Origin of the sequence: Embleya australiensis (genome assembly GCF_051903075.1) — a bacterium.
Taxonomy (GTDB): Bacteria; Actinomycetota; Actinomycetes; order Streptomycetales; family Streptomycetaceae; genus Embleya.
The window spans coordinates 6,468,556-6,495,272 of the sequence record NZ_CP182422.1; the positions used below are offsets into that span (position 1 = coordinate 6,468,556).

The following is a 26,717-nucleotide window of genomic DNA, read 5'->3' on the forward strand; positions in this document are numbered from 1 at the left end:
GTAAGGGAAGCTGTCCAAATTCGCCATCGTGGTGCCGTGTGACGAAGCGCATCCGGCGGGTGGGGGCGATCAGCCGGGGCGGTACGCCGACACGTCCTCGGTGGTCAGGCGCACCCGGGTCGGCCGGTCGTCGGTCGACGCGGCCGTCCCGGCGGCGGGCGGGTCCAGCAGCAGCCCGATCCGCTCGCGCTCCGCCGCCCCCGGCAGCGCCGCCTCGACCTCGTCGGCCGGATACCCGAACAGGTCCACGTCCCGCCACACCACCGGATCCGTCGTCGTGCCCGGCAGTCGTTCGAAGGCGATGGTGCGGCACCCGTGTTCGGAGCCGGTCACGTCCACGCGCAGGGTGCCCAGGGAGCCGCCGAAGCTCCAGAACCTCCGGTGGCCGTCGTCGTGGTAGCGGGTGCCGGCGCAGGACCAGTAGGCGCGTACGTCCAGGACCGTGGACAACGTCCACTGGGCCCGCTGCTCGCTCATCCCGAAGCGCAACATGCCGGCGCCGCGCGGCAGCACCACGCCCACGCCCGGCAGCAGTTCGAACACGTCCCGATTGTGCCCGAGGGCGCACGGTGGCGGGCGGGCCGACTCTGATATCGATGGTCGGGCATCCGGCTCCCGAACGAACGGTGGTAGCGCCATGACCGACACCCCCGCCGGCCCGTCGACCGGCCCCCTCGGGCTCGACTTCGCCGAGAAGGTGCTCGCGGCCCAGCCGTTCAGCCGGCTCGTCGGTGCCCGGGTCACCGGGTTCGGCGCCGGGCGGGCCGTCCTGGAGGTCGACGTGCGGGACGAACTCCGGCAGCAGAACGGCTACTTGCACGGCGGCGTGCTGGCGTATGCGGCGGACAACACGATCACGTTCGCTGCGGGCAGCACGCTGGGGGCGGCGGTGCTGACCGGCAGTGTCCAGGTCCAATATCTGCGGCCGGCGCAGGGGGTGATGTTGCGGGCCGAGGCGCACGTGGTGCATGCGGGGCGGCGGCAGGCGGTGTGCGACTGCACGTTGATCATGTGCGCGGAGGATGGCACCGAGACGGTCTGTGCGATCGGGCGCGGCACGGTGCTGGTGGTGAACGGGGGGTCGGCCTGAGGGTGGGGCGGGTGGTGGGCCGAGGCGGCTGCGGGTGCGCCGAGGGGATGTCATCCCGTGCGGGTGTCGCGTACCGTTGACTGTCGTCACGATGGCAACAGGATGAGGTGCCCTCATGCAGCTCCGTCCCTCCGCGCACGTCGACACGTACTGCCGGGATCGGCTGCCGCCCGCCGAGCAGTGGCCCGAACTGGTCTTCGATGTGCCGGAGGTGCGCTATCCCGACCGGCTCAACTGCGCCTCGGCCCTGCTCGACGACACCATCGCCCGACACGGGGCCGAACGGCGGTGCCTGGTCACCGCGACGGAGACCTGGACCTACGGCGACCTGCTCACCCGCGCGAACCAGATCGCGCACGTGCTGACCGAGGACCTGGGCGTGCTGCCCGGTCATCGGATCCTCCTGCGCGGCCCCAACAACCCCTGGCTGGTCGCGAGTTGGTTCGGCGCGCTGAAGGCCGGCGCGGTCGTGGTGACCACCATGCCACTGCTGCGCGCGCACGAACTCGACACCATCCACCGGATCGCCCGACCCGTCGTGGCCCTGTGCGACCACCGCTTCACCGCCGAGCTGGAGGCCGCCGACACCCCCGGGCTGCGCGTGATCGACTACGGCGGGGCGGGGGAGGGTACGTTGGCCGCCCGCTGCGCCGCGAAGAGCACCGTGTTCGAGGCGGTCGACACCGCGTGCGACGACGTGGCGCTGATCGCGTTCACGTCCGGGACGACCGGGCGGCCCAAGGCGACGATGCACTTCCATCGGGACGTGTTGGCGATCGCCGATACGTTCTCCGCGTATGTGCTGCGGCCCGAGCCGACCGACCTGTTCACCGGGACGCCGCCGCTGGGCTTCACCTTCGGGCTCGGTGGGCTGGTGGTGTTCCCGCTGCGGGTGGGCGCGGCCACGCTGCTCCTGGAGCGGGCGACGCCTGAGGAGCTGGCGGCCGTGGTGGCCGAGCGGCGGGTCACCGTACTGTTCACCGCGCCGACCGCGTATCGGGCCATCCTCGGCGCCGGGCTCGTCGACCTGCTCGCGGGCGTGCGGCGGTGCGTGTCGGCGGGGGAGGCGTTGCCGGTCGGGGTGTGGCAGGCGTACCACGACGCGATCGGGACGCGGATCATCGACGGGATCGGCGCCACCGAACTGCTGCACGTGTTCGTCTCCGCGGCCGACGATGCGATCCGGCCGGGGGCGACCGGGCTGCCGGTGCCGGGTTTTCGGGCCGTGGTGCTCGGGTCGGACGGCTCGCCCGTGCCGGACGGGACGCCGGGACGGCTGGCGGTGAAGGGGCCGACGGGGTGTCGCTATCTCGATGACGCTCGGCAAGTGGATTATGTGTGTTATGGGTGGAATATCACCGGTGATACGTATGTGCGGGATGAGGATGGTTATTTCTGGTATCAGGCGCGTAGTGACGACATGATTGTCTCTTCCGGGTACAACATCGCCGGGCCCGAGGTCGAGGCGGTGCTCGGTGCGCATCCGGACGTCGCGGAGTGCGGCGTGGTCGGGGCGCCGGATGTGCGGCGGGGGCTGGTAGTCAAGGCGTATGTGGTGCTGCACCCCGGGGTGAGCCCGGACGAGGCGACGGCGCGGGCGTTGCAGGGGTTCGTGAAGCAGACGATGGCTCCGTACAAGTACCCGCGTCTGGTCGAGTTCGTGGACGAGTTGCCGCGTACGAACACCGGCAAGCTGCGGCGCGGGGAACTGCGGCGGCGCGCGGCCGAGGGTACGCCGGTCGCCGGGGCGGGGCCTGCGCCCGGATAGGATCACCGCCGAACCAGACTCCGCGAGGAAGGCGACCATGGCGGAGACCTCGGCCCGGCCCAGTTCCCTGATCAACACCGTGTACGGCGCGTTCGTGCGTGGGCTCGGCGGGTGGATCTCGATCGCCGACCTGATCGTGCTGATGGGCGAACTCGGCGTGGACGCACCGGCGGTGCGGTCGGCGATCTCGCGGCTGAAGAAGCGCGGCACGCTTATCCAGGAGCGGCGGGAGGGGACCGGCTATCGGCTGAGTCCGGCGATGGAGTCGATCTTCGACGAGGGCGATCGGCGGATCTTCGGCAATCTGGAGCCGGCGCGGCTGTCGGACGGGTGGGTGCTGGCGATCTTCTCGGTGCCGGAGTCGGAGCGGGCGCATCGGCACCAGTTGCGGTCGCGGTTGACGTGGCTGGGGTTCGGCAATGTGTCGCCGGGGGTGTGGATCGCGCCGGCGCGGTTGTTGGAGGACGCTCGGCGGACGCTGGAGCGGGTTGAACTGGCGGACTACGTACACCTGTTCACGGGGGATGCGGCCAGTGCGACGCGGCTCGGCGAGGCGGTCGGGGAGTGGTGGGACTTCGAGGCGATCGAGGAGCAGTACGCGCTGTTCACGGACGCGTATGGGCCGGTTGCGGCGGAGCTTGGGGGGCGGGCGGTGATTTCGCCGGGGGAGGCGTTTCGGGCCTATGTGCCGATGCTCACCCAGTGGCGGCGGTTGCCGTATCTGGACCCGGGGTTGCCGGCGGAGTTGTTGCCGGCGGACTGGAACGCGGTGGAGGCGCGGAAGGTGTTCCTGTCCCTGCACTCGCTCCTGGCGGAGGGGGCGGGGGTCCACGTACGCGAGGTGTAACGCCTGGCCTCAGGCGCCGGCCGGGCTGTGTGGCCTCAGGCGCCGGCCGGGCTGTGTGGCCTCAGGCGCCGGCCGGGCTGTGTGGCCTCAGGCGCCGGCCGGGCTGTGTGGCCTCAGGCGCCGGCCGGGCTGTGTGGCCTCAGGCGCCGGCCGGGCTGTGTGGCCTCAGGCGCCGGCCGGGCTGTGTGGCCTCAGGCGCCGGCCGGGCTGTGTGGCCTCAGGCGCCGGCCGGGCTGTTTGGCCTCAGGCGCCGGCCGGGCTGTGTGGCCTCAGGCGCCGGCCGGGCTGTGTGGCCTCAGGCGCCGGCCGGGCTGTGTGGCCTCAGGCGCCGGCCGGGCTGTTTGGCCTCAGGCGCCGGCCGGGCTGTTTGGCCTCAAGCGCCGGCCGGGCTGTTTGGCCTCAAGCGCCGGCCGGGCTGTTTGGCCTCAAGCGCCGGCCGGGCTGTTTGGCCTCAAGCGCCGGCCGGGCTGTTTGGCCTCAAGCGCCGGCCGGGCTGTTTGGCCTCAAGCGCCGGCCGGGCTGTTTGGCCTCAAGCGCCGGCCGGGCTGTTTGGCCTCAAGCGCCGGCCGGGCTGTTTGGCCTCAAGCGCCGGCCGGGCTGTTTGGCCTCAAGCGCCGGCCGGGCTGTTTGGCCTCAAGCGCCGGCCGGGCTGTTTGGCCTCAAGCGCCGGCCGGGCTGTTTGGCCTCAAGCGCCGGCCGGGCTGAGTTTACGTTGACTTTGTTCAGACCATCGTTTTGGTCAGCCAGCGGAAGACGTCGGGGACCATTCGGCGCCAGACGTCTGTGCCGTGGCCGCCGCCGGAGATTTCGGCGACTGTGATGGCCGTGGGGGGCTTGGCGGCGGCTTTGAGGGCTTGGGCGTCGCCGAAGCCGTCGCCCTTTTCGCCGGCCATGTAGAGGGCGATCTTGGGGGGTTGTTGGGCGTTTTTGAGGATGGTCAGGGGGTTGGAGGAGACTCGCAGGGCCGGGTCTTTTGAGGTGACCGAGTCGGACTCGCCCTTGGGGTCGTTGTAGCCGGACAGGCTGACTCCGGCGCCGTAGCGGTCCGGGTGGAGGAGGGCCATTCGGGTGGCGCAGTGGGCGCCGGCCGAGTAGCCCGCGATGGCCCAGTGCTTGGGGTCGGACTCGGCGCGGAAGTTGTCGATCACCATGCGCCGCACGTCGCCCGAGATCCAGGTGTCGGCGTTGGCCTTGCCCGGGACGTCCGCGCAGCCGGTGTCCTCCTGGCCCGCGAGCAGCTTGGTGCGCGGTGAGACCAGGATGAACGGGGCCACCTCGCCCTTGGCCATCATGCTCTTGAGCTGCTTGTTGACGTCCAGCGTGCCGAACCAGGCCTTGGCCGAACCCGGGTAGCCGGGCAGCAATTCGACGACCGGGAACTTCTTGTCCGCGAACGCCGGGTCCTTGTACTGCGGCGGCAGCCACACGTAGACCTCGGCCTCGACCCCCGACTGCGGGCCCTTGAGGGTGGTCTCCTGGACGCCCTCGCCCATCTTGCCGTCACCGGCCGGATCGAACTTGGTGAGCAGCTTCTGCTCGGGCGCGGGCGGCGGAGCGGGCTCGCGCGCCTCGACCACGTGGCTGCCGCCCGTGCCGAGGAAGTCGTCCCACGTGTCGTAGAGGCTGTTCGCGTTGTTGACCATGACGAAGACCATCAGGATGGCGGTGAACTGGCAGGTGACCAGCATGAACAGCCGGGCGATGATTTTCACCGGGTTGGGGCCCGGGATGTGGTTCCACGCGAACAGCGCCAGCACCACGGCCGCTATCGCCAGCACGATGGTCGTTATGTAGAAGGGGGTACCGGTCAGACTCACTGTCGTCTTCCAGGGTGATTCAGCGACGATCCGGACACGGTCAGTCGGCGGTGGGTGGGGACATGTGCCGGCCGAGCCAGCCGAGCAGGTCGGGGATCATCTTCTTGAAGTGCGAAGTGAGATGCCTGCCGGCGGGCTGCTCGTAATACTCGATGCGAACGGGTGCCGCCGCCTTGGCGACGAAGGCCTTGACCAGGCGTACCTCGGCCGGGTCCCCGCCGCCCGCGGTCGCGAGCACGTCGATGTTCGCCTTGCCTTCCGCGATCATGTGATCGGGGCTGTTGGCCAGCCGCTCCGCCTCGTGGCCCTTCCACAGCGGGCTGTCCGGGTTGAAGTAGCCGTCGATCGGCACCGCGACCTTGAACTGCTGGGGGTTTTGGAGTGCGAGCTTCACGCTGCAGAACGCGCCCGTGGAGGCACCCATCAGACCCCAGCCCGCCGGGTCGCGCAGGGTGCGGAAGTTGGCCTTGACCAGGTCGGGGATGTCCTGTGACATCCACGTGCCCATCTTCGGCTGCCCGGGGATGTCGCTGCACTCCAGGCTGCGCTTCTCGTCCTTCTCCAGGTTCTGCACCGGCATCACCATGATGAAGGGGTGGGTCTTGCCCGCCTTCGTCTCGGCTACGGCCATCTGTTGGATCGGCAGCTGGTTGTCGGTCCAGGTGTTGTAGCCGTTGCTCTGTCCGCCGGCGTAGAGCGTCAGGACCGGGAAGCCGTGCTTGGCGAAGGCCGGGTCGTTGTACTCCGGCGGCAGCCACACCCACACCTTGCCGGTGACGCCCGACTTGGGGCCGGTGTAGCTGGTCATCATGATCGGCCCGACGGTGGTGTTCGTCGCCGTGGTGAAGTTCGTCGTGGGCCCGGTCGGCATGACGACCTTGCTGGGGGCGGCGGGCTTCGCGGGCTGACCGGAGGACTGCCCGGACTGCCGGGGCGTGGCCGTGCTCTTGGCGTGGTCGACCGTGGAGTCGCCGGACGAGGAGCCGCACGCGACCGCGGTCACCGCGAGCAGTACGGCGCCGAGCAGCGCCGTCGCGCGAGGACGGCGTGCGGAAAGGGGGTTCAAAGGAAGAGCTCCGGCAGGCGTCAGGGGGGTGCTGTTGACAAAAACGACCTTAACCGGGCGGCGAAACGGTGATCGGGCTGCTCTGTAACAGCCGTCCATCAATCGGCGGGACGTAAACAGCGTTGTCGTGATTTCCCCGTGCCCGGATCACTCCTTCGGCCGATGGCGGAGTGACTTTCCGAAGTGGTGGGGGTACCGGCGCAGACCCTGCCCCCGCAGGTTTCCCACCGACAGGAGCCGCGCTTGTCCGTCACAGCACCGGTCCCGCGACCGCCCTCCCCCGACTCCGCGAACTCGTCGAACTCCTCGAAACCGGATCCCGGCAGGTTGTGGTCACGCCTGATGCGGGGGCCGCACGGGCTGCGGGCGACGTGCGTCGTCGCCGTCGTGATGGTGATCCTGATCGCGGTTCCCTACCTGCTCAACCGCTCCGTGGTCGGCGCCGCGCCGGTGCGGGCCGGGCAGGTGGTCACGCTGGGCACCTTCCGGTACCAACCCGCGCTCGGCTGGCAGGTGGACCGGGGCGCGTCCCAGGCCGATCTGGTCAGCGTGCTGGTCAAGGGGGCGACCACGTATCGGCTGACCCCGCTGGGCCGGCAGTCCTCGGCGGCGGGCGCGTTCCGGGCGGCGGCGCGCCGTTACGCGGCGACCGGGCGCGGGCGGGTCGGCGGCGACCCCGCCAAGGTGACCACCGCGCGCGGCCTCACCGGCCTGGTCGCGCCGATCACCGGACACACCGTGGCCGGCACGCTGACCGTCCTGGTCGCCGGCGGCCAGGGACTGGGCGTGTCGCTCACCGCCCGGCACACCGCGCCGCTGACCGCCGCGATCGCCGACGACGTGGTGACCATGCTCGACTCGGTGGAGGTGACCGCGTCGTGAGTGTGGCTCCGCTGACCGACCGGCGCGGTCGCCGGGACGCGGGCGGCATCGTGCAGCCCAGGCGGGCGGCGTTTTGGCTGTATCCGATCGTGCTCGCGCTCGGTGCGGCGAGCGTGGTGCCCAACTTCGTCCGGCTGTCCTCGGCGGCTCCGTCGGGCGCGCTGGTGCTGAGCGTGGTGATCAACACGCTGTGGCTGATCCCGGCGCTCGCGGTGATCACCCACCTGGACCTGTTCGAGCGCGAGCCGCTGTCGTTCTGTGTGGCGGCGGTGTTGTGGGGCGGCCTGGTGGCGACCGGGTTCGCCCTGGTGGCCAACGACAACCTGCTCAGCTATCTGGCCAAGCTGGACCCGGAGTTCTCCACCGACTGGGGCGCCTCGATCTCCGCGCCGATCGTCGAGGAGACGCTGAAACTGCTCGGCGTGGTGACGCTGATCCTGATCAACCGCCGGGTCTTCGAGAGCGTGCTCGACGGCTTCGTGATCGGCGCGCTGGTCGGCCTGGGCTTCCAGGTCGTGGAGAACATCCTGTACGGGCTGAACGCGGCGATCCAGTCCGGCGAGATCTGGACCGGCGGCGTCGTGGCCAGCTTCTTCGTCCGGGCCGTCGTCAACGGGTTGTGGAGCCACGCGGCGTTCACCGCGATGACCGGCGCGGGCGTGGCGTACGTGCTGGTCGGAGTGCGGCGGTCGCCGCCGGTGCGCGTGGCCGCCGCCATCGCGCTGTACGTGGTCGCCTGGGGCCTGCACTTCGTGAACAACTCGCCGCTCGTGGAGATCGTGCTGCGGCGCACCGACTGGTACCTGACCATCGTGCAGATCGTGCTCAACGGCCTGGTCGTGCTGGCGGTGGCGAGCTACGTCTACCGGCTCGCGGCCCGGCAGGAGTTCCGGCGGTTCGCCCGCGCGGTGGGCGACGAGCCGGAGCTGCTGCCGCTGGGCGAATTGGCCGCGCTCGCGTCGAACAAGACCCGCAAGGACGCGGTGGAAGCGGCCCGGCGCGAGCACGGGCGCAAGGCGGCCCGGGCGCGCAGTCGGCTCCAGCGCGCGCAACTGGGCTACGGGGTGGCGCTGTCCCGGTCCGCCGACCCGGCCCACGACCCCGGGGTGGCGCGCTGGCATCGGCGGATCGACCGGGCCCGGGCCCAGGTGGTGGCCGCCGACGCGGAACCGCCGCCGAACGCCCCGACCGGCCGGGCCCAGACCCGACCCGAGACACCCCCGGAACCGGAGGTACCGGAGGTACCGGAGGTACCGGAGGTGCCGTAGCGGGTCGTGGCGAACCGCCGGACCGGCCCCGGGCCCGCGATCACCGGCAGGTGCGCGGGTCCGGGGTGACGGCGGTGTCGGTCCGTCGGGGTTGTTCGTCCCTCGGTGTCCACTCGGCCTCTTCGAGGTCGGCGAGTGCGTCCTCGCGCAGCAGATCCGGGGGTGCGGTGCCGAGGTCGCGTCGGCCGAGCGAGCGCACCACCAGGAGCACGGTCAGGCCGAGCAGACACACGGACACGGCGAGTACGACGAGTCCGTCCATGGTGCTCCTCCCTACCTGCCTGTAGGGCGGTCGCCATCGGGCAGCCGCCATGAGGCAGTTGCTCTCTATCGTCCCGTGTGCGGCGGGCAATGTGAACCGACCGGAGATGAATAGCGGGCATCGGATCACCGTGCGGCATTCGGGACCGGCGAGAATGCTCGCATGCATGCGCACATCGAAGCCATGGATCGCAATCTCGCCGAGCACGCGTGCCACCTGCACCGGGTCACCCCGGGGATGCGCGTGTTCGAGGACGACGAGGTGATCGTCGCGGACAGCGGTCTGGGGCACGACACGTACAACATCGTCGCGGGCACGCGCGCGAGCGCCGAGACGGTGGGGGCGGTCGTCGAACGCACGGTCCGCCGGGTTTCCGAGACCGGGCGGCCGTTCTCGTGGTGGGTCACCCAGGGGTCGCGGCCGGGGGATCTGGCCGAGCGGTTGCCGGCGTACGGGCTGCCGGTGAGCGAGCGCGAGGTGGCGATGTGGGCGGCGTTGGCTCCGAGCGAGCCCGGCGCGGCGGAGCGGCCGGCGGGGCTGCGGATCGAAGCGGTGCGTACGCGTGCGGGGTTGCTGGACTACGCGGGGGTGCTCGCGTCGTTGTGGACACCGGCCGTGCCGGACGTGGTGCGCTTCGCCGAACTGACCGCCGACGCGGCCCTGGTGTCCACCGCGCGCTACCTGGTGGGCTACGTGGACGACCGTCCGGTGGCCACCGCCGAGGTGTTCCCGCACGCCGGCGTCGCGGGTGTGTACAACATCGCGACCGTGGCCGCCGAGCGCCGGCGCGGCTACGGCGCGGCGCTGACCCGGGCCGCGCTCGACACGGCGGTCGCGGAGGGGCACTCGGTCGCGGTGCTCCAGGCGTCGGCGGAAGGCGAGCCCGTGTACCGGAAGTTGGGCTTCCAAGTACTCGGGCCCGTCACCGAGCATCCGATCGTCACCTGATCCCGGCGGCGGGAGCCGCCCGGCGCTACGCGAGCAGTTCCGGGTGCAGTGCCTCGACCATCCGGCGCATCCCGTCCTTCCAGTGCACGGTGGTGCGGCCGGTGATCGTGTGCATCGCGGTCAGATCGAGGGTGACCGAGTCGATGGTCTCGTTCGTCGCGTTGAACTCGGGCTTCACACCCGTGAGTTCGGCGAGATAGCCGCACCACTCCTCGATGCTCACCGGGTCGCTGCCGCCCCAGTTGACGGTGGTGACCTCGGGCGTCGCCGCCGCGAACAGCGCGGGCAGGGTGCCGGCGATGTCGTCGACGTGGATCGGGTGGTAGATGCTGGGCGTGTTGGAGTGCACGTCGATCGGCACGCCGCCGAGCATCATCTCCAGGTGGATGCCGGGCCAGCCCCCGTTGTCCCCGTACGGCACGGACAGGCGCGCGATCGTGGTCGGCAGCGCGAATCGGCGCGCGCCCCACCGCGCGGCGCCCTCCGCGGCGATCTTGCAGATGCTGTACGTCTCCAGGAACGACCAGACCCGGTGGTTGTCGCCGAGCGCCGCGTGCTCGGCCAACTCCTTGTGGCCGGCGGGCTGGTAGACGGCGGTGGACGAGCAGTGCAGGAACGCGCGGGCCGCCTGGTGATGCTCCATCAGCGACAGTACGCCGCCGGCGTTCGCGTCCAGGTCCAGGTTCCAGTCGCCGTTCTTGGCCACCGCGAAGTTGACCACGTAGTCGGCGTCGGCGGGCAGGGCGGCGACGTCGCCGGCGGCCAGGTCGATCCGCACGCAGGTGACGCCCGCGGCCTCCAGGCGCGCTCGGGCCTCGTCGTCCTGGAAGCGGGCGGCGCCGTAGACCTCGTTGTCGCGCGCGAGGATCTTGGCGACGGGTTCGGCGACCTGGCCGGTGACGCCGGTGACGACGATCTTGGCGCCGCTGAGGGGGGTTGCCATGGGGACTCCGTTGTCGTGTCTGGTGCTTCGTGTCCCGCGGCCGGCGGTTCGCCGGGCGCCGTACGGCCGGAAATGCCGGTCCGGCCGGGGCCGTGGGGGTGGTCGGGGCGGGCGTGGCGGCACGTTAGTGCAGGTTGCGATCAGGTGGAAGGGAGAGAAAGCGGGGAAGGGGGAGCGGGAAGGGCCCGGCGGGCGGGAAGGGAACCGGCGGGGAACGGGCCGGAACCGTGCGGGAACGGGTGAGGGAACGAGGGCCTTCCCTTATCCGGGGGTGGACACGGAACGGGGATGGTCGGGCGGCCGTCTCTGCGGACGGGGGGATCGACTTTTCGGGGGCAGCGATGAGTGCTACGGGGCACTGCCGACTGTGCGGGACCGAGGTCCCGGACGAGCGTCACGGTTATTGCGAAGGGCCGCTGTGCGGAGCCGATCTGGCCGGACAGCGGGTGGGCGATCCGGGGGTCGCCGTGCAGGTCGGGTTCGAGCGCGCGCGGGTGGCGGCTCGGCCCGGGGAGGTGGTCGAGGCACGACTATTGGTGCGCAACCGGGGCCGGCGGGCCGAGCATTTCCGGATCCGGGTGTTCGACACGGAACGGGTCGCGGTCACCGAGCCGGAGCCGGGCGCGCCGATCGGGCCGGGGGCCGAGGTGGTGTGGACGGTTCGGTATCGGGTCCCGCGCGACCCGGGCCCGTTGGCCGCCGGGCAGGCCGCGGCGGGGTCGGGTGGGGCCGCCGACGCGGTGTCCGGGCTGTACTACGCGGCGGTGCGGGCCGAGGCGGTTCGGGACGCGCGGGTGGGCGCGGCGGCGGTGCTCGACGTACGGATCCGCGGCGAGACCGATGGCGCGGGTCGGATTCGAGCGATTCGCGCCCCGGTGCCCCGGTGGCCGGCAACATGTCCGGAATGAAGGCATCGCTGTCGTTCACGTGGACCCTGTCGGGCGCCGGTTGGGCCGACTGCGTCATCGCGGACGCGGATGCGGAGGCGCAGATGCTCGTCTCGTACATCAGCCCCGCTCCCGAGGAGTTGATCGGTGCGGTGACCCGGCTCGCACTCGGCGAGTCGGGCGACCACAAGGTGATGTTCGAGGCCGAGCCGAACGGCTTTCTGTGGCACCTGAGTCCGGACGGCGACGCGGTCGAGATCCGGATCGTCGAATACCCCGACACCTCGCGGCGCTCGCGGCAGGGCACGGTGTTGTGGGAGGCGCGGCACCCGATCGAGGTGCTGGCCCGCTGCGTGCTGCGCGGCTTCGACCGGGTGCACGCCGATCGTGGCGAGGACGGGTGGTACGCGGACTGGAGACGGCCCTTCCCGCGTCGGGAACTGGAGCAACTGCGCGGGGCGCGGGCGAAGTTGCGCGCGTGAACGAAGAGTCCGCGGGCCCGAGGTGGGCGCGCGGACGCCGCGTGTCGGATCGGGCCGGGCCGGGCGTTGTGTCGTGCGACGCCCGGCACGGCTCAGCCGGCGGTGCCGGCCGTCGCCTCCCAAGGCCACCGCGCGTCCCGGCCCGCTTCCAGGAGCGGGATCATGGTGAACGCGGCGTCGGTCAGGCCGCCGAACGTGTGCCGGTTGCGGCTGCCCGACGGGGTGTGCCCGGCCTGGTAGCCGGCCAGGTTCCAGGTGTACAGCGGAATGTTCTCCGGGATGGACCTGGTCACCTCCTGGGTGTCGTGCCCGGCCTGCTCGTCGGTGACGATCAGCACCCGGTCGTGCGCCCGGTACTCCCGACGCAGCGCCAGCGCGGTGTCGGTGCCGCCGCCCAGGAAGTAGCCGTCCTGCTTCCAACGATCCAGCGAGCGCAGCAACGACTCGCCGCGACGCATCGGATAGGTCTTCGTGTGCGCGCCGGGCTGGTCCTCCCAGTACCGCCGGGTGCTGGAGAAGGACACCACGTCGGCGAACCCGCAGCGCTGACCGATCGCGATGCCGAACAGTGCCGCCGCGTCCCAGCGCATCAGCGTGCCGTCGCGGGAGAAGCCCGACTCCATGCTGGAACTGGTGTCCACCAGGATCAGCGTGCGCCCGGGCAGCTTCGGGACGTTCGCCAGTGCGTGACCGAGGGCCTGCTCCAGCGGGTACGCCCAGCGCAGCGACGGCGCGGCGCGGTGCGCGGACAGGAACCGGAACGGCAACTGCCGCGAACGCGCGACCTCTTCGGGATCCGCCAGCCGAGCCGCGACCTGCGCGGCGAGGACGTCGTCGACACCGGCCTCGTCGAAGTTGCGCAGGTTGCGCAGCAGCGCCATGTAGCCCATCGACGGGATCACCGCCGACCACGCCGCCGCGTCCATCGGCCCCTGGAGCCAACCTGCCAGCGCCTCCCAGGTGATGCCGGCGGCGCGCAGCCGCTCGGCCGCGTCGGGAGCGCGCAGCAGCGCCGCGCGCTCGGCCGCGGGCACGGCCATCAGCTCGGCGCGCGCGGTGAGCACCGGGTCCGACGCGGGCGGGGTCGCTGTGTCGGGGTGATGCCGGCGGTCGAGCGCGTAGCCGAACAGCGCGCCCTGCCACGGCTTGTCCGCCGCCGGGCGCGGGTGGGTCAGGTTGAGCACGTCGGCGAAACGATAGCCCTTGCTCGCGGTGTCGTACTTGAGCAGCGCGTGCGAGGTGTACAGCCGGCGCACGGCGTCCTCGATGCCGCGCTTGATCGGCTTGGGAATGGCCCGGCCGTAGCGCGAGGTCCAGTAGCCCAGCAGTTCGCCGGGCTCGTCGGCGCGGCGCAACACCGCGTCCACGGCCCGGCGGGACAGGCCCGGCAGTCCGAACTCCAGGCGGGCGCGCGTCATTTCGGCGGCGCCGACGATGGCGGCGGTACGCATGTTGGCGTCGCGGCGCAGCCAGGTGAGCAGGCCGAGCAGCCATTCGCCGTCGTAGACCGCCAGTTCGTGGACGAGCTGGGTGAAGCGGTCGTCGCGGGTGCCGCCGCTCTCGTAGAACGTGTCGGTGCCGACGAAGTTCGCCACCGCGAGCAGGAACAACTCACTGCGCGCGTCGCGGGTGTAGCCGGTGCCGCCCTGGTGGGTGACGGTCTTCGAGCCCGTGCTGCGCACCGGCGAGACGGCGGCCGGGCGGCCTCGGAGCCGGTTGAATCGAGACATGGTGATCCCCCGTGGAATGTGGGGGAGGTGACAACGCCGAGGTGCCCGAGATCGAGGCGACCGGGCTTTCAAGGTGCTCTACCGCTGAGCTACCACCGGCGAACCGGCGACCGGGATTCGAACCCGGGACCACCCCAACAAAAGGAAGAATTCCCGGTCTGCGCACCGGGCACCCCGACGTTGAACCTCCCGAGATCGAGATGACGCGCGGCGGTGGGACCAGGTCCCACTTCTGGAAAGGAAGTAGCCGCTCGTCTGCGCACCGGGAGGTGCGTTTCTTCGTGTCCGGAGCCTAAGGGTGCGGGCCGGGTGGGCGACATCCATTTTTCGCGGCGGCGCGGAGGCGTGCCGGATGGGATTCCGGGTCTCGGGTGGGCGACCGTGTGGGTGGTGCGACGCTTGGGTGTATGAGCGTTTCCGCAGATCCGGGTGCCGCCGGCCGCGCGATCCGCCCCGACGGCCGGTGGTTGCGGGTGCGGGGGTGAGCTACGGCGTGGAGTACCACGTCGAGGCGGAGGCGATCCGGCGTACGCTCCCGGCCGCCGCGCGGCGGGCCTGGGCGGAGTTGGAGCGGCGGCTGCGGTCCGACCCCTGGACCGTGGGGGCGCGGATGAGCGGCGGGTTGCGCGACACCCTGGAGGCGGCCTTCGCTGCGCACGGGTTCGCGACGTACATCGTGCAGGAGAAGCGGGTGATGGTGAGCGTGATCAACCTGGTGTGGATCGGCTGAGCCGGGTGGGGTTCGACCGTCGGGCGTGGCACCCGGCCCGGCCGGCTCTGGCAGCCCCGTGGTCCCGTTTGCGCGGAGCGGCCTCCGGTGGCGGGCGTACCTTCGTCCGTGCATCGGCGCGCCCGGGTCGGGGCGTGGGTTGGGCGCGGCGCCGACGCGGCATTCGTGGGGGGTTGGGAGGGCTGTTCGGGACGTGGGGGCTGGTGTCATATCGTCTGGAAATCGGTGATCGTGATGGCGGTGGAACCGGACGGGAGAAAGCGGATGATCACGGAGCAGGGATTGGTGGCCGAGCGGTTCGAGGAGAACCGGGCGCATCTGCGGGCGGTGGCCTATCGCATGCTCGGTTCGCTCAGCGAGGCCGAGGACGCCGTGCAGGAGGCGTGGCTGCGGCTGGATCGTTCCGACATCTCCGGCGTGGAGAACCTGGCGGGCTGGTTGACCACGGTGGTCGGCCGGGTGTGTCTCGACATGTTGCGCTCGCGCAAGTCGCGGCGCGAGGACGAGTGGGACACGCACGTTCCGGACCCGATCGTGACCGATGCGGACGGCGCCGACCCCGAGCATTCGGCCGTGCTGGCCGATTCGGTCGGGTTGGCCATGCTCGTCGTACTGGACACGTTGCCGCCGGCCGAGCGGCTCGCGTTCGTGTTGCACGACATGTTCGCGATGCCGTTCGACGACATCGCGCCGATCGTGGACAAGTCCACCGCCGCGACGCGCCAGCTCGCCAGCCGGGCCCGCCGTCGGGTCCAGGGCGCGGCGCCGCCCAAGCCCGATCTGGAGCGCCGGCGCCGGGTGGTGGACGCGTTCCTCGCGGCGTCGCGCGGCGGCGACTTCCAGGCCCTGCTCGATCTGCTCGACCCCGACGTGCTGCTGCGCGCCGACACCGGGGACGGCGCGCTCGGGGTGTCGCAACTCGTCCGCGGCGCCCGTGCGGTGGTCGCCCAGGCGCTCTCCTTCGCCCGCATGGCGCAGTATGCGCGCCCGGTGCTGGTCAACGGCTCACCGGGGCTGTTCACCGCGCCGAAGGGCCGGCCGATGGGGGTCATGGACTTCACCATCGTGGGCGACAAGATCGTCGAGATCAACATCCTCGCCGACCCGGGGCGACTGGAGCGCCCGGAACTTCGGGACCTGGGGGTGCAGTCGGAGTAGCGGGCCGGCTATCCCTGTTGCGGCGGCCGGGACAGGCCCGTGCCGCCGGGGGCGATCAGGCCGCTCTCGTAGGCGAAGACGACGGCCTGGGCCCGATCGCGCAGGTCCAGTTTGTCGAGGATGCGGCTGACGTGGGTCTTGACGGTCTGCTCGGCGAGAAAGAGGTGGGCCGCGATCTCGCCGTTGGAGCGCCCCTGCGCGACCAGTCCCAGCACCTCGGTCTCGCGCGGTGTGAGCTTGCCCAGGCGGGTCGAACTCGGCCGGGTGATCGGACGGTTGCGGGCGAAGTCCTCGATCAGCCGACGGGTGATCGAGGGCGCGAGCAGCGCGTCGCCGGCCGCGACGACGCGCACCGCCGCGATCAGGTCGGCCGGGGACGCGTCCTTGAGCAGGAAGCCGCTGGCGCCCGCGCGCAGCGCCTCGTACACGTAGTCGTCGATGTCGAACGTGGTGAGCATGAGCACCCTCGGCAGCGGGCCGGACTCGCCCGGCGTGCGCAGGAGTTCGCGGGTCGCGGCCAGGCCGTCCAGGACCGGCATGCGTACGTCCATCAACACCACGTCGGGCCGCGTCTCGCGGGTCAGCCGGATCGCCTCGCGCCCGTCGGCCGCCTCGCCGACCACCTCCAGGTCCGGCTGCGCCGCGAGCAACGCGGCGAAGCCGGCGCGGATCATCGACTGGTCGTCGGCGATCAATACGGTGGTCATGCCACTCCAGGGGTCGACGGGGCCGAGCCGGTGCCGGCCGGCGGCAGGGGTAGCATGGCGGCGACGTGGAAGCCGCCGTCGGGTAGCGCCTCGGTACGCAACTCCCCGGCCAGCATGGCGACTCGCTCGCGCATGCCGATCAGACCCTGGCCGCCGGCGGCCGGCCCCCGGTCCGAGTCGGCCTCGGCGGAGGCGGGTTCGACGGGCCGACCGCCGTGCGTGGGCGCGGAGTTGCGGACGTCGATGCGCAGCGCCGAGGCGTCGCCGGACAGGGTCACCCGCACCGTGGCGCCGGGCGCGTGCCGGACCACGTTGCTCAGCGATTCCTGGACCAGGCGGTACGCGGACAGTTGTACGCCCACCGGGACCCGGTCCGGCGCGGGCACGGTGTCCGCGATGGACAGGTGCGCGTCCAGGCCGGCGCGGTGTGCGGTCTCGATCAGTACGGGCAGGTCGGCCAGGCCGGGTTGCGGGCTGTGCTCCGCCGCGGGGCCGCCGTCTCCCGCGCCGGCGTCCGCGTCCTGGCGCAGCACGTGCAGCAGTCGGCGCATCTCGGTGAGCGAACGACGTGCCTCTGCGGCGATCGTGCCGAACTCGTCGACGGCGGCGGCCGGCAGGTCGGCGATCCGGTAGGGCGCGCTGTCCGCCTGCACGGTGATCACCGACATGTGGTGGGCGACCACGTCGTGCAACTCGCGGGCGATGCGGGCGCGTTCCTCCAGGAGGGCGCGCCGGGCGTGTTCGGCCCGGCCGACCTCCTCGACCAGGACCAGTCGGCGCTGCGCGTCGCCCCGGCTGCCGATCGCCTCGGCGGTGAGCGGGGCCAGTGCGGACAGGATCGTGATCGGCAGCAGTTCGTCGATCCGGATCGGGCCGCGCGTCGCGGCGAGCACGGTGCCCGACGCGAGCAGGGCCAGCCACAACACGAGGAGCACGCGGCGCGGGGCGCGCAGGGCGACCACGGTGAGCACCACGACGAGGGAGAACACCGACGTCACGGCCCACGGCCACGGTTCGGCGGAGGACACCGGGTGGGTGGGTACGGCGGTGGCGATCGCCGCGGCCAGGGCCAACCACCAGGCCGGCAGCGGGCGATACAGGCACAGCAGGACCGGGACGGCGCGGGCGATCGCGGCGATCGTCGTCCCGGCGGCACCCATGTCGTAGTGCTGGTGGAGGTCGAGCCACCCCACGACCGTGAGCACGAGGGCGGCCAGGGTCAGCACCCGCACCGTGCGGCGCGTGGGCGGGAGCGGGGCCACCGAGGAGGGCGACACCGCCTCGCGCAGCGCGGACCGGATCGTCGCCGGCCGAACGATCTTCACGGTTGGTGATGGTATGCCGGGAACGGGTGGTCGGTGGGACGGGGCGGGGGTGGAGTCGGCGTCGAGGGTGTTGTGCATGGTGGCGTCCGGGGGTCGGCGCGGGAGAGGCGGCCGGATGGGGGTTGTGTTGGTTCGGGTGGGTTCAGGCTCGGCTTTCGGTGCGGAAGGTGCGACGCGCACCGGCTGCCCGGAGATGGGTGAGGCCCTGGATCAGGCACAGGCAGACGGCGAAGAAGGCGAGGCCGCCGATCGCGTGTACGGCCCAGACGCCGGCCAAGGAGGGTCCGCCCCACGCGTCGTGGTAGTCGGTGTCGCCGTACCGGATCGGGTAGGTCAGGTTGCGGATCGTGTTGCCGTAGGCGTACCCGGCCAGGACCAGCATCGGCACACCCAGCGCCGTGTCGAGGACGGCGTGGCGGAGCACCCGGACGGCGCAGGGCGAGGCGCCCCGGTCGGTCGTGGCGCCGCTGTGCCGGCCGTCGCCGGTGTGCGGGTCCAGGAATCGGCGGGCCGCGGCGAGTTGCAGGCGCGCGACGCGGGACGAACGGCCGCCGAGCGTCGAGGCGATGCCGATCAGGCCGAGCGGCAGCGCGAGGAACGCGTACGCGGAGCGCCGGGCGGCCTCGGACACCGAGGCCGGCGCGAACCGGCGGAGTGGGCGACGGCGCCGGGCCGGGGTCGAGGCGGCCGGCCGGGTGCCGGGGGCGGGACGGACGACGGTGGATGCCATGGCGGGTCCTTGGGGTGGGCGCCGGGAGCCGGGCACGTGGGCTTCGGCGGGGGCCGGGGGTACCGGTTCGTTGCCGGCGGGCGCTCGGTGGGCGCCGTGGACTCCACGCTAGGAGGCGGGCCACCGGGTGGGCATCACACCGCGGCGCCAACCCGCGAGTGATACCGGGGTAGGGGGTCGACGGCCCGCCGCGGGGTGCCGCTCGTCACGCGGGCGCCGGTCCGCCGCACCCGGCCCCGGTGACCCCGGTACCTATCCCGCACCATCCGGCGAACACGTTGGTAGGTTGATCGGTGTAGTCGATCATCAGGGGGATGAACACATGAGCGGACGCACGCGACCACGTTTGCGGCGGGGGCTGGGTACGGCGATCGGCGGCGCGGCGCTGCTGCTGGTGACCGCCGCATGCGGAAACGAGTCGGGATCCGGCGATCGGGGCCCGGTCGCGGAGGGGTCGAACGGGGACGGGGGCGGGACCAAGGCCTACGCGGGAGCCGCGGCGGCGGTCTTCGCCGCGGTGGACAAGGTGCACGGCACCGAATCGGTCGCGATCACGGTGCAGCAGAAGTTGCCCGGCGGCAAGGGCTCGAGCGCGCAGGGCGCGATCAGGTTCGGTGACGCGGGCGGACTGCGGATGACCATGGCGATGCCACAGGGCACCCCGGGCATGCCGGCGAAGATCGAGACGCTGGTGACGCCGACCGCGATGTACATGAACATGGGCTCGGCGCTCGCCGCCGAATCCGGCGGCAAGTCCTGGCTCAAGATGGACTTCACCGCGCTGGGCTCGCTGGACAAGACCGGTGCCCTCTCGGCGGTGGGCGAACTGATGAACAAGGGCTTCGGCCAGCAGGACCCCACCAGCCAACTGTCGTTGCTCAAGGGGTCCGGCGACATCGCCGAGGTCGGCAAAGAGGACGTGGACGGTCGGCCGACCGTGCACTACAAGGGCACGGTCGACATGGCCAAGGCCAATCAACTGGGCGCGGACGCACTCGGGTTGAGCCCCAAGACCCTGGAGAGCCTGCGCGCGGCGAACGAGGCGATCGGCGCCACGTCGTCGACCATCGAGGTGTGGATCGACGCCAAGACCGACCTCCCGGTCCGGCAGTCGGTGCGCACGCCGACCAAGGTCGGCGAGGTGGGCAGCACGGTGGACTACCGGGACTGGGGCACCAAGGTCGACGTGACGCCGCCGCCGGCGAGCGCGACGGTGGACTTCCGGGAGCTCATCGACAAGGAGCGGGGCGGCGCCGAGGCGGCCTGACCCGGGACCGGGTGTCATCGCGAAAACGCACGCGGCCGCCGGGTCGGTTGACCCGGCGGCCGCGGTCGGTTTCGGCCTCAGGCCGCCGATACCGGAAGAGTGGATGACCCGCCGAGATCGAGGCGGCAGCGGAGACCGGGACTCGAAGTCCCGTACATTTCACCGCCCTTGCGGGCTCCATGGAGTATCCGCGACCTGCGCACCGGGGGTCGGGCGAAACCGTAGCGCGGGTGTGCGATCCGGCGCGCGCGGATTATCCGCCCGGGCGCGGACGGGGCCGATGTGTAGGGGCGACACGGTGGCCCGACACGGCGGCCCCCACGGGCGCGGCCCTCCCGACGGTCAGGAGGAGTGTGCGCGGGTCTCGGCGTCCTTTTTCGCGTAGTGCTCGCGCTCGCGCCGATCCGCGCGCAGGATGCCTCGGATCACGAACGTGAAGCCGACCGCGACCGCGAGGAAAGGGGTGAGTTCGGCGAATGCGCCGAGTGCGTCCAACACGATGACTCCCAAGGGTGGTGCAGCCGGCCGACCGCGCCTTCGGCAGCACCGAGGGCACGAACCGGGGACGGCTCGCTCCGCCGTTCGTCGTCCGAGCGGCGGGACAACCCTACCGCCCGTCCTCGCGTCAACCACCGGCGACCGTGTACCTCGGACGGAGGACCCGGTCCGGCGCGCGAGCCCCGGCTACCGGGCGGGCCACGATCGTGATTGACTCGCCGGCGTGTCGCTCGGCCTCATCGTTGTCTACACGTCGCGCCTCGACGCGTGCCGCGAGTTCTACGCGTCGCTCGGCCTGGCCCTGGTCCGCGAGCGGCACGGGAGCGGCCCCGAGCACTACGCCGCGACCCTCGACGACGGCACCGTGATGGAGCTGTATCCGGCGCGGCCGGACCGGTTGACCGGCTATCTGCGGATCGGGCTCGTGCTGACCGCCGACTCGCCGCTCCCGAGGGGGCGCCATCTGCTGACCGATCCCGACGGGCGGAGCGTGGACGTACGGGTGGGGTGAACCGACCGGGTCAGCGGGGGCCGCCGGTGGCCTCGGCGAAGCGGCGCAGGTCCTCGACGTGCGTACCCCAGCCGTCGCGGTGGGCGGCGGCCAGGTTCGGCCCGTCGGGCAGGCGGCTCCAGCCGGTCTCGCGGACCCGGAGCTGGGTGCCGGGGCGGGCCCTGGTCAGCTCGATGGTCACCGTCGTGGACACGGCCCAGTCGTCGTCGGCCCAGGTGAAGCGCAACAGCCGACAGGGATCGAGCGCCTCGACCCGACCGGTGGTCAACCGCGCCTCGCCGTCGGCCCCGCTCCAGCGCTCCGAGAGCCGGCCGTTCACGCGTGCGTCCAGGTCGAGATAGCTCCACCACATGGCGCGCGAGTCCGGATCCACGAGGGCATGCCACACGGCCTCGGTGGGCGCGGCGATCACGACACTGACCTCGACGAGCGGTTCACGGACCATGAACCAACCGTAGATCTCACGAACGCCCACGTCAGCCCACGAACGGTCCGCTGAAGGTCAAGACTGCACCACCCCCGAGCGCCCCCGCGCGCCCCCCGGAAGGTGAGCCGACTCCGGCGGGCGACATCGTGGGCGCGGGGATCCCGGGGTTTGTCGATTGGGGAGCTTCCCGGATGGGGAACGCACTGCACAGGACACGTGCGTACCCCGCGTCACCGGCCCTCGGGAGGATCCGCCCATGCCGCACCCGCCGATCGCAGATCTGCGCAGCGCGTTCACCGCCTCCGCCAAACCCGGCAGTCAGGACTGGCCCAGCCTCGCCGACTTCACCGTGTTCGCCGCCGCCGGGCGCACCTGCGGCCGGGCCCCGCTGATCGGCCTGCCCGGCTGGACCTGCGACGACGCGGCACGGGTCCTGGCCCTGGCCGAACTGGCGGCGCGTACGCCCCACCACGATCTGTCCGCCCACCTGCGCACCCTGTACTGGCGCGGCGACGCCCACGAACGCCGCGCCGTACTGCGCGCGTTGCCCTACCTCGAGGTCACCGGGCACGATCCGGCGCTGGCCACGTCCCTGGTCGCCGACGCCCTCCGCACCGGCGACCCCCACCTGATCGCTGCGGCCCGCTTCGCGGGGACGGACGACGGCCACGAGCCGGGGTAGCCGGCGGGGTCGCGTGACCCGGCCCGGGATGCCGTCTCCACCTACCAGCCGCCGTGCCCCCGGGCGCGGTGTTCGGCCGCCGCGTGCCACCAGCGCGGCGGCGACGGGCCGATGACCTCGGCCGACGGCTGATCGGGATGCAGGCCGAGCCGGCGCAGCGCCTCGGGGGGTACGCGGATGTCGTACCAGCATTGCCGACCGCCGTCGGGACCGGCCCCGCACAGGAGCCCGATGTAGATCTCCTCGTCGGCGAAGGGCATCCAGTCGATGCCGCGTTCACGCAGTCAAGCGCGTACGGCCGCCGCCGGTCCGAGGCAGCCCCGCACGTTCCGATACGCCGTGATCGTCAACCACCCGTCACCAGGTCTGTCCATGGTGGTGATGATGCCGGCCCGCCGGGCGGATGTCCCGGGCCCGGTCGTTGACCACGATCGGGTGCAGTCGGCAGGCTGAAGGCCGGCCCGCGCGCGGGCGGGCAGGTCGGATCGGGAGTCGGGGGACCCACATGCGGCGAAGAACAGTGTTGGCGGCACCGGTGCTGCTCGGTTTGGGCATGGGCAGCGCACGAGCCGGGACGCGGGATCCGGCGGCATCCGCGGTCGAGCGGATCGGGGGCGCGTTGGGCGACTCGGGCGGCGAAATCGTCGTGCGCGGGCGCGAACACGGGCCGGGCTGGATCCGTACCACCCTCGAACTGCGGGACGCGGCCGTGCCGTTGGTGGTCGACGTGGTCGCGGACACCGGGTACGTGCCACGGCGCGTCGCCTACCTGCTGCCCGGCGGCGGCCTCGACTTCGCGTCGAACTTCTTCACCCCCACCGCCCACAACCTCGCCCATCACCTGCGCACGCACGGATACCTGGTGATCGGCATCTCGCCGCGCGAGAACGGCGCGACCGCCGCCGACCTCACCGCCGAGTGGGGCCTGGCCGCGCACAAGCGGGACGCCCGCACGGTGATCGACGCGGTCGACGCGGCGCTGCGGGTGCCGTACGACCTGCTCGGCCACTCCGCCGGCGCCGCGCTCGCCCTGGACCTGGCGGCGGATCGGGCGCCGAGGCCGGGCCGGGTCATGGTGCTGGACACGACCGGGCCGTACGAGGGCGACCTCGCGGTCCGCGCCGCGCAGACCAGGGCGGCGTCGGACGCGCAGCTCGCGGGCGGGGTGTACACGAACGACCCGGGTCTGAAAGGGCTGTTGGCGCGTGCCGTGGGCGACCCGAACGGCGCCTCCGCGGTCCCGCGACCGGTCGATCCGACGAGTCGGTTCACCAACGCCGCGCTCGCGCACTTCGCCCTGATCCACACCGCCAAGCTGCCCGGGGCGACCAACTGGATCTACGAACAGGGCTTCGCCGCAGGCACCTTCGCCTTCGGCGCGACACCGTCCGAAGACCGGTTCACGCTGACCCACAGCCCACTCGCGACCTGGGCCGACGCCACCGCCCGTCTCGGCAGCGGTCTGATCCCGATCGCACTGCTGCGCGACCTCGCCGCGATCTGGGCGGGCGAGGAATCGGTGTACCGCGTCGACTGGCCGGCGATCACCGCCGAGGTCACCTGGATCAACACCGCCCTGGGACGCGGCGACCACCCCAAGGGCGCGAACCTGATCCGCGACGGCGGCAATCCGAAGGTCACCTTCACGGTGATCCCCGACTACGGCCACGGTGACCCGGCCTGGAGCGGCACCGCCGACCGGGACGTGTGGCGATTGCTGGTGTAGCGGGGCCGGATAGATTCGATCGGATTCGATCACGAACCGATGTGTGAGGGAGTACGCATGGCCTCGATCCACCACACCACCATGACGCCCGGGAAACTGGAACTGCTCGCCGACTGGCTGCCCCGGCAGAGTTGGTACGCGGGCGGGGCCGAAGCGCCGGAGCGGATCCGGGCCGGTGGATTCCGGTTGGACGACCCGGCGGGCGAGGTCGGGATCGAGTTCATGATCGTGGTGGAGGCCGGCGCCCCGGAGTCGGCCGCGTATCTCGTGCCGATGGCCTATCGCGGCGCGGCGCTCGACGGTGCCTCCGACGACGCGCTGATCGGCGTCTCCGAGCATGGCGTGCTCGGTACCCGGTGGATCTACGACGGCGTGCGGGACCCGGTGGTGATGGGACAGTTGCACGCGGTGCTGCGCGGGGAGGCGACGCCGCAGCATCAGACCGAGAGCGACACGCCGGACCCGACGGTGACGGTGTACGGCGGTGGCGCGGCCGGTGTGCTCGATGTTCGGGTGAACCGGGTGCTGCGGCCCGTCGGGGCCGAGGAGGGGGCGCCGGGGCGCTTGGTCGCGGGCTGGACCCGGCCGGACGGGACGACCGTGCGGGGCGTGCTGGCCACCTTCGCGTCGCGGTAGTCGCGGGACGACCGGGCCACGGCGTGGGACCACCGGGTTCGACGGCACCGACCCGGTCGGTGCCGTCGAACCCGGCGCGCGGTGTCTACGGGGCAAGCTCGGCCAGGGAGTCCGACCACGCCGCGCACAGATCGTCCGCCAACCCGGCCGGGAGACACGTGTCGACCAGGGCCGTGATGTGCATCGTGTCGTCGAAGGAGCCGAGGAAGACGCCGATCGGGGCGCTGTGCGGCACCCCGCCGAGGGGGATCGCGTCGAACACCGGGGAGCCGCGGAAGGCGTACGAGTGGCGGGGCCAGTGGTGGGCGGAGCCGGCGGCCAGGTCGATCTGCCAGGGGGACATGGCGGTACGGAGGCCCCAGCGGTCGACGGGCGGGGCCTTGTCCTGCGCGACCAGGTGCAGGCGACGGATCGGGTCGGCCTGATCGCACGGCAGGCGGACCCGGGCCGGCCGGGCGTGGTTGCCCGGCTCCGGGGCGCCCATCGTGCCGGACGGGGACGGCACCAGCGCCCAGACCGGCCGCACGCCGCGCCGCCACGGTACGCCGGGGCAGGTGCGCAGCGCGCCCGCGAGCGCGGCGAGGAAGACGTCGTCCGGACCGACCCCGCGACCGTGCCGTGACGCCGCGTGCAGGCGTTCCGGGTCCAGGTCCAGCCAGGCCATCCGCCGCGTGCCGGTCGCCCCCCGGGTTGTGAACGGCCGGGTGGACGGCGGCGACAGGCGGCGCGCGTGGTCGCGGACGCCGAGCACGGCGGGCCCGTGCGGGGTCACCGCCGCCGCCTCGATCGGCTCCACCCCGAACAACCGCCGGGCCACCTCGACCACCGACGCGTCGTCGAGCAGCGTGTGGTGCGCCTTGAACACCACCGCCCACTCGTCGCCCGCGTAGCCGTGTACGAGACGCGCCTCCCACGCCGGGCGGTCCCGGGGCAGCCGATCCGCCAACGACGCGTCGACCGCCGCGCCGAGTCGTCCCGGGCCGACCGGGTACACGTGCACGTGCCGATCGGGGTCCACCGGCCCGCGCCGCCGGAACGTGCCATCCGAGCGGTAGGCCAGGACCGGCACCCGCCACAACCGGGCCGCCACCGCCTGACGCAGGTCCGCCACGGTCGGCGCCAGGCCGCGAAACCGCAGTACGGCGCCGAGTTCGACCGACCCGGCCCGGCCGGCCCGACCGGGATCGCGATACGCCCGCTCCAACGCGGTGTCGCGCCGCCCGCCGCGCCCCGGCCGGACACAGTCCACCAGGTAGTCCCGATCCACCGCGGTCGCCGACCTCGGCTCGCCGAGCAACGCCCGTACCCCTGAGTCGTCATAGCCCCGACGGTGCGTCAGATACGGCGTGCACGCCGCGTGTGCCTCCGCGAGCCGTTCCACGCCGGTGGGCCGCGCGGGCGGCTCGGCGACGAACCGCAGGCGTACCGGGAGGAATTCGGCCAGCACCTCGCGCACCACCTCGACCGGGACGTCGTGCGGATGCCGTACGTGGTAGGTGTCCACGCCGCCGGAGCCGGTCAGATCGGCCAGCCGCGTCATCATGCGCGCCGCCTCGTGCACCGGCATGAAGTTGAGCCGGCCGTCCGGCGCCGCCGGCAGCCGCAACACCGGTCGCATCCGCCCCGGCAGCCGCGCCGCCCAGCCGAACGCCGCACACCCGCTGGTCACCGCGGCCCGCTCCACCACGTGCCGCAGCGAGTTCGCCGGCACCCCGGGACGATCCGAGACCAGCGTGGTCGGCCGCAGGATCAACGCCGAACGCCCCAGCCGCGCCGCCCAGTCCCGGACCAGCGTCTCCGCCTCGTACTGGGCCCGCTCGTAGTCGTTCTCGAAACCCGCCGAGTCGTCGGCCGGTTGCTCCTTGATCGTGCCGTCGCGACGGGCGCCCGCGACAAATGCGGATCCGATGTGCAACACGCGCGGTCGCCGCCGACCCGCCTCGGCCAGCTGGAGCAGATGGCGGGTGCCGTCGACCGTGTCGGGCCACAACTCGGCCATCGTGGCGTCGGGTCGGCGGTCGCCCGCGCAGTGCCAGATCACGTCGATCGAATCGGCCAGCGAGGTGAACTCGGGCCCGGCCAGGCCCAGTCGCGGCAACCTCGGATCGGTCTCGACGATCCGCAGCCGCTCGGGGAGTCGCCGCACCAACTCGTCGGGAGCGGCGGTGGCTTCCAGAAAGGCCCGGATCCGGTCGAGGACGCCGCGCGAGCCCGCCTGGGACAGGAGGGTGATCGTGCGGTGGCGGTCCAGCAGTTCGCGGAGCAGATGGAGACCTAGGAATCCGGTGGCTCCGGTGATGGCGACGCGCATGGCTCAGCCAACTCCTTGC

General features: G+C 72.2%; 28 protein-coding genes. 15 read left to right on the forward strand and 13 right to left on the reverse strand.

Annotation, left to right across the window (positions count from 1 at the left end):
* Positions 1–69: 69 nt before the first annotated feature.
* A complete protein-coding gene (locus tag ACMXN5_RS27755; RefSeq protein WP_439677516.1) occupies positions 70–543 on the reverse strand; it encodes a hypothetical protein in 474 nt (157 codons plus the stop codon).
* Positions 544–637: 94 nt separating this feature from the next.
* Here ACMXN5_RS27755 and ACMXN5_RS27760 point away from each other — a divergent pair, with 94 nt between their 5' ends.
* The 3 genes from ACMXN5_RS27760 (at position 638) to ACMXN5_RS27770 (ending at position 3,705) form a co-directional block, all read left to right on the forward strand.
* Positions 638–1,090, forward strand: a complete 453-nt coding sequence (locus tag ACMXN5_RS27760) for a PaaI family thioesterase (protein ID WP_439677517.1) — start codon at positions 638–640, stop codon at positions 1,088–1,090.
* 115 nt (positions 1,091–1,205) lie between these two features.
* Positions 1,206–2,858, forward strand: coding sequence for an AMP-binding protein (locus ACMXN5_RS27765; protein ID WP_439677518.1), 1,653 nt, complete (start codon positions 1,206–1,208; stop codon positions 2,856–2,858).
* Positions 2,859–2,895: 37 nt separating this feature from the next.
* On the forward strand, positions 2,896–3,705 hold the full coding sequence (locus tag ACMXN5_RS27770) for a PaaX family transcriptional regulator (protein ID WP_380010080.1): 810 nt from the start codon (positions 2,896–2,898) through the stop codon (positions 3,703–3,705).
* Positions 3,706–4,427: 722 nt separating this feature from the next.
* Here ACMXN5_RS27770 and ACMXN5_RS27775 read toward each other — a convergent pair.
* Entirely contained in the window at positions 4,428–5,522 is a 1,095-nt protein-coding gene (locus tag ACMXN5_RS27775; protein ID WP_439677519.1) for an alpha/beta hydrolase, read from the reverse strand.
* Between the two features lie 40 nt (positions 5,523–5,562).
* Positions 5,563–6,588 (reverse strand): alpha/beta hydrolase, encoded by a 1,026-nt coding sequence (locus tag ACMXN5_RS27780; RefSeq protein WP_439677520.1) that lies wholly within the window; start codon positions 6,586–6,588, stop codon positions 5,563–5,565.
* Positions 6,589–6,831: 243 nt separating this feature from the next.
* Between ACMXN5_RS27780 and ACMXN5_RS27785 the strand changes: the two genes are divergently transcribed.
* Positions 6,832–7,470: a hypothetical protein gene (locus ACMXN5_RS27785; RefSeq protein ID WP_439677521.1), complete on the forward strand. Its 639-nt coding sequence runs from the start codon at positions 6,832–6,834 to the stop codon at positions 7,468–7,470.
* Positions 7,467–8,738, forward strand: a complete 1,272-nt coding sequence (locus ACMXN5_RS27790; protein WP_439677522.1) for a PrsW family intramembrane metalloprotease — start codon at positions 7,467–7,469, stop codon at positions 8,736–8,738. Before ACMXN5_RS27785 ends, ACMXN5_RS27790 begins: the two co-directional genes overlap by 4 nt.
* A 40-nt stretch (positions 8,739–8,778) precedes the next feature.
* On the opposite strand, the gene ACMXN5_RS27795 is transcribed toward ACMXN5_RS27790, so the two are convergent.
* Complete coding sequence (locus tag ACMXN5_RS27795; RefSeq protein WP_439677523.1) at positions 8,779–9,000, reverse strand: hypothetical protein; 222 nt, start codon at positions 8,998–9,000, stop codon at positions 8,779–8,781.
* 183 nt (positions 9,001–9,183) lie between these two features.
* On the opposite strand from ACMXN5_RS27795, the gene ACMXN5_RS27800 reads away from it, so the two are divergent.
* Entirely contained in the window at positions 9,184–9,948 is a 765-nt protein-coding gene (locus tag ACMXN5_RS27800; protein WP_439678095.1) for a GNAT family N-acetyltransferase, read from the forward strand.
* 25 nt (positions 9,949–9,973) lie between these two features.
* On the opposite strand, the gene ACMXN5_RS27805 is transcribed toward ACMXN5_RS27800, so the two are convergent.
* Positions 9,974–10,891: an NAD-dependent epimerase/dehydratase family protein gene (locus ACMXN5_RS27805; protein ID WP_439677524.1), complete on the reverse strand. Its 918-nt coding sequence runs from the start codon at positions 10,889–10,891 to the stop codon at positions 9,974–9,976.
* Positions 10,892–11,232: 341 nt separating this feature from the next.
* On the opposite strand from ACMXN5_RS27805, the gene ACMXN5_RS27810 reads away from it, so the two are divergent.
* Positions 11,233–11,799, forward strand: a complete 567-nt coding sequence (locus tag ACMXN5_RS27810) for a hypothetical protein (protein ID WP_439677525.1) — start codon at positions 11,233–11,235, stop codon at positions 11,797–11,799.
* Positions 11,796–12,260: a hypothetical protein gene (locus tag ACMXN5_RS27815; protein WP_439677526.1), complete on the forward strand. Its 465-nt coding sequence runs from the start codon at positions 11,796–11,798 to the stop codon at positions 12,258–12,260. The genes ACMXN5_RS27810 and ACMXN5_RS27815 overlap by 4 nt, the downstream gene beginning before the upstream one ends.
* A 92-nt stretch (positions 12,261–12,352) precedes the next feature.
* Here the strand turns inward: ACMXN5_RS27815 and ACMXN5_RS27820 are convergent, their stop codons facing one another.
* Positions 12,353–13,990 carry a TROVE domain-containing protein gene (locus tag ACMXN5_RS27820; RefSeq protein WP_439677527.1) on the reverse strand — a complete coding sequence of 546 codons (1,638 nt, stop codon included), beginning with the start codon at positions 13,988–13,990 and terminating at the stop codon, positions 12,353–12,355.
* A gap of 481 nt (positions 13,991–14,471) precedes the next feature.
* Here ACMXN5_RS27820 and ACMXN5_RS27825 point away from each other — a divergent pair, with 481 nt between their 5' ends.
* Complete coding sequence (locus ACMXN5_RS27825; RefSeq protein ID WP_439677528.1) at positions 14,472–14,720, forward strand: hypothetical protein; 249 nt, start codon at positions 14,472–14,474, stop codon at positions 14,718–14,720.
* A 264-nt stretch (positions 14,721–14,984) separates the two neighbouring features.
* Entirely contained in the window at positions 14,985–15,878 is an 894-nt protein-coding gene (gene sigJ / locus ACMXN5_RS27830; RefSeq protein ID WP_439677529.1) for an RNA polymerase sigma factor SigJ, read from the forward strand.
* A gap of 8 nt (positions 15,879–15,886) precedes the next feature.
* Here the strand turns inward: sigJ and ACMXN5_RS27835 are convergent, their stop codons facing one another.
* From ACMXN5_RS27835 to ACMXN5_RS27845, 3 genes are all read right to left on the reverse strand, one after another.
* Entirely contained in the window at positions 15,887–16,585 is a 699-nt protein-coding gene (locus tag ACMXN5_RS27835; RefSeq protein ID WP_439677530.1) for a response regulator, read from the reverse strand.
* Positions 16,582–17,910 (reverse strand): sensor histidine kinase, encoded by a 1,329-nt coding sequence (locus ACMXN5_RS27840; RefSeq protein WP_439677531.1) that lies wholly within the window; start codon positions 17,908–17,910, stop codon positions 16,582–16,584. The genes ACMXN5_RS27835 and ACMXN5_RS27840 overlap by 4 nt, the downstream gene beginning before the upstream one ends.
* A gap of 142 nt (positions 17,911–18,052) precedes the next feature.
* Complete coding sequence (locus ACMXN5_RS27845) at positions 18,053–18,640, reverse strand: hypothetical protein (RefSeq protein ID WP_439677532.1); 588 nt, start codon at positions 18,638–18,640, stop codon at positions 18,053–18,055.
* A gap of 322 nt (positions 18,641–18,962) precedes the next feature.
* Here ACMXN5_RS27845 and ACMXN5_RS27850 point away from each other — a divergent pair, with 322 nt between their 5' ends.
* A complete protein-coding gene (locus ACMXN5_RS27850; protein WP_439677533.1) occupies positions 18,963–19,907 on the forward strand; it encodes a hypothetical protein in 945 nt (314 codons plus the stop codon).
* 342 nt (positions 19,908–20,249) lie between these two features.
* On the opposite strand, the gene ACMXN5_RS27855 is transcribed toward ACMXN5_RS27850, so the two are convergent.
* The gene (locus ACMXN5_RS27855) at positions 20,250–20,405 is read right to left on the reverse strand and encodes a hypothetical protein (RefSeq protein ID WP_160161830.1); all 156 of its coding nucleotides are present in this window, start codon (positions 20,403–20,405) and stop codon (positions 20,250–20,252) included.
* 223 nt (positions 20,406–20,628) lie between these two features.
* Here ACMXN5_RS27855 and ACMXN5_RS27860 point away from each other — a divergent pair, with 223 nt between their 5' ends.
* Positions 20,629–20,916: a VOC family protein gene (locus tag ACMXN5_RS27860; protein WP_439677534.1), complete on the forward strand. Its 288-nt coding sequence runs from the start codon at positions 20,629–20,631 to the stop codon at positions 20,914–20,916.
* A 10-nt stretch (positions 20,917–20,926) separates the two neighbouring features.
* Here the strand turns inward: ACMXN5_RS27860 and ACMXN5_RS27865 are convergent, their stop codons facing one another.
* Entirely contained in the window at positions 20,927–21,361 is a 435-nt protein-coding gene (locus ACMXN5_RS27865; protein ID WP_439677535.1) for an SRPBCC family protein, read from the reverse strand.
* A 238-nt stretch (positions 21,362–21,599) separates the two neighbouring features.
* Between ACMXN5_RS27865 and ACMXN5_RS27870 the strand changes: the two genes are divergently transcribed.
* Positions 21,600–22,025: an EboA domain-containing protein gene (locus tag ACMXN5_RS27870; RefSeq protein WP_395790869.1), complete on the forward strand. Its 426-nt coding sequence runs from the start codon at positions 21,600–21,602 to the stop codon at positions 22,023–22,025.
* Positions 22,026–22,066: 41 nt separating this feature from the next.
* Here ACMXN5_RS27870 and ACMXN5_RS27875 read toward each other — a convergent pair whose 3' ends face one another.
* The gene (locus tag ACMXN5_RS27875) at positions 22,067–22,285 is read right to left on the reverse strand and encodes a hypothetical protein (RefSeq protein WP_439677536.1); all 219 of its coding nucleotides are present in this window, start codon (positions 22,283–22,285) and stop codon (positions 22,067–22,069) included.
* Between the two features lie 245 nt (positions 22,286–22,530).
* On the opposite strand from ACMXN5_RS27875, the gene ACMXN5_RS27880 reads away from it, so the two are divergent.
* Positions 22,531–23,751, forward strand: coding sequence for a hypothetical protein (locus tag ACMXN5_RS27880; RefSeq protein ID WP_439677537.1), 1,221 nt, complete (start codon positions 22,531–22,533; stop codon positions 23,749–23,751).
* A gap of 57 nt (positions 23,752–23,808) precedes the next feature.
* Positions 23,809–24,387: a maltokinase N-terminal cap-like domain-containing protein gene (locus ACMXN5_RS27885; protein WP_439677538.1), complete on the forward strand. Its 579-nt coding sequence runs from the start codon at positions 23,809–23,811 to the stop codon at positions 24,385–24,387.
* 85 nt (positions 24,388–24,472) lie between these two features.
* Here ACMXN5_RS27885 and ACMXN5_RS27890 read toward each other — a convergent pair whose 3' ends face one another.
* Positions 24,473–26,698, reverse strand: a complete 2,226-nt coding sequence (locus tag ACMXN5_RS27890) for an SDR family oxidoreductase (RefSeq protein ID WP_439677539.1) — start codon at positions 26,696–26,698, stop codon at positions 24,473–24,475.
* Positions 26,699–26,717 lie beyond the last annotated feature (19 nt).

What these genes read in the sequence shown, in the direction of transcription:
- ACMXN5_RS27865 (WP_439677535.1), bottom strand. Translation starts at nt 21,361, where the DNA reads ATGGTCCGTGAACCGCTCGTCGAGGTCAGTGTCGTGATCGCCGCGCCC.
- ACMXN5_RS27815 (WP_439677526.1), top strand. Translation starts at nt 11,796, where the DNA reads ATGAAGGCATCGCTGTCGTTCACGTGGACCCTGTCGGGCGCCGGTTGG.
- ACMXN5_RS27820 (WP_439677527.1), bottom strand. Translation starts at nt 13,990, where the DNA reads ATGTCTCGATTCAACCGGCTCCGAGGCCGCCCGGCCGCCGTCTCGCCG.
- ACMXN5_RS27770 (WP_380010080.1), top strand. Translation starts at nt 2,896, where the DNA reads ATGGCGGAGACCTCGGCCCGGCCCAGTTCCCTGATCAACACCGTGTAC.
- ACMXN5_RS27845 (WP_439677532.1), bottom strand. Translation starts at nt 18,640, where the DNA reads ATGGCATCCACCGTCGTCCGTCCCGCCCCCGGCACCCGGCCGGCCGCC.
- ACMXN5_RS27890 (WP_439677539.1), bottom strand. Translation starts at nt 26,698, where the DNA reads ATGCGCGTCGCCATCACCGGAGCCACCGGATTCCTAGGTCTCCATCTG.
- ACMXN5_RS27885 (WP_439677538.1), top strand. Translation starts at nt 23,809, where the DNA reads ATGGCCTCGATCCACCACACCACCATGACGCCCGGGAAACTGGAACTG.
- ACMXN5_RS27875 (WP_439677536.1), bottom strand. Translation starts at nt 22,285, where the DNA reads ATGCCCTTCGCCGACGAGGAGATCTACATCGGGCTCCTGTGCGGGGCC.
- ACMXN5_RS27835 (WP_439677530.1), bottom strand. Translation starts at nt 16,585, where the DNA reads ATGACCACCGTATTGATCGCCGACGACCAGTCGATGATCCGCGCCGGC.
- ACMXN5_RS27880 (WP_439677537.1), top strand. Translation starts at nt 22,531, where the DNA reads ATGCGGCGAAGAACAGTGTTGGCGGCACCGGTGCTGCTCGGTTTGGGC.
- ACMXN5_RS27805 (WP_439677524.1), bottom strand. Translation starts at nt 10,891, where the DNA reads ATGGCAACCCCCCTCAGCGGCGCCAAGATCGTCGTCACCGGCGTCACC.
- ACMXN5_RS27765 (WP_439677518.1), top strand. Translation starts at nt 1,206, where the DNA reads ATGCAGCTCCGTCCCTCCGCGCACGTCGACACGTACTGCCGGGATCGG.
- ACMXN5_RS27850 (WP_439677533.1), top strand. Translation starts at nt 18,963, where the DNA reads ATGAGCGGACGCACGCGACCACGTTTGCGGCGGGGGCTGGGTACGGCG.
- sigJ (WP_439677529.1), top strand. Translation starts at nt 14,985, where the DNA reads ATGATCACGGAGCAGGGATTGGTGGCCGAGCGGTTCGAGGAGAACCGG.
- ACMXN5_RS27870 (WP_395790869.1), top strand. Translation starts at nt 21,600, where the DNA reads ATGCCGCACCCGCCGATCGCAGATCTGCGCAGCGCGTTCACCGCCTCC.
- ACMXN5_RS27795 (WP_439677523.1), bottom strand. Translation starts at nt 9,000, where the DNA reads ATGGACGGACTCGTCGTACTCGCCGTGTCCGTGTGTCTGCTCGGCCTG.
- ACMXN5_RS27800 (WP_439678095.1), top strand. Translation starts at nt 9,184, where the DNA reads ATGGATCGCAATCTCGCCGAGCACGCGTGCCACCTGCACCGGGTCACC.
- ACMXN5_RS27760 (WP_439677517.1), top strand. Translation starts at nt 638, where the DNA reads ATGACCGACACCCCCGCCGGCCCGTCGACCGGCCCCCTCGGGCTCGAC.
- ACMXN5_RS27810 (WP_439677525.1), top strand. Translation starts at nt 11,233, where the DNA reads ATGAGTGCTACGGGGCACTGCCGACTGTGCGGGACCGAGGTCCCGGAC.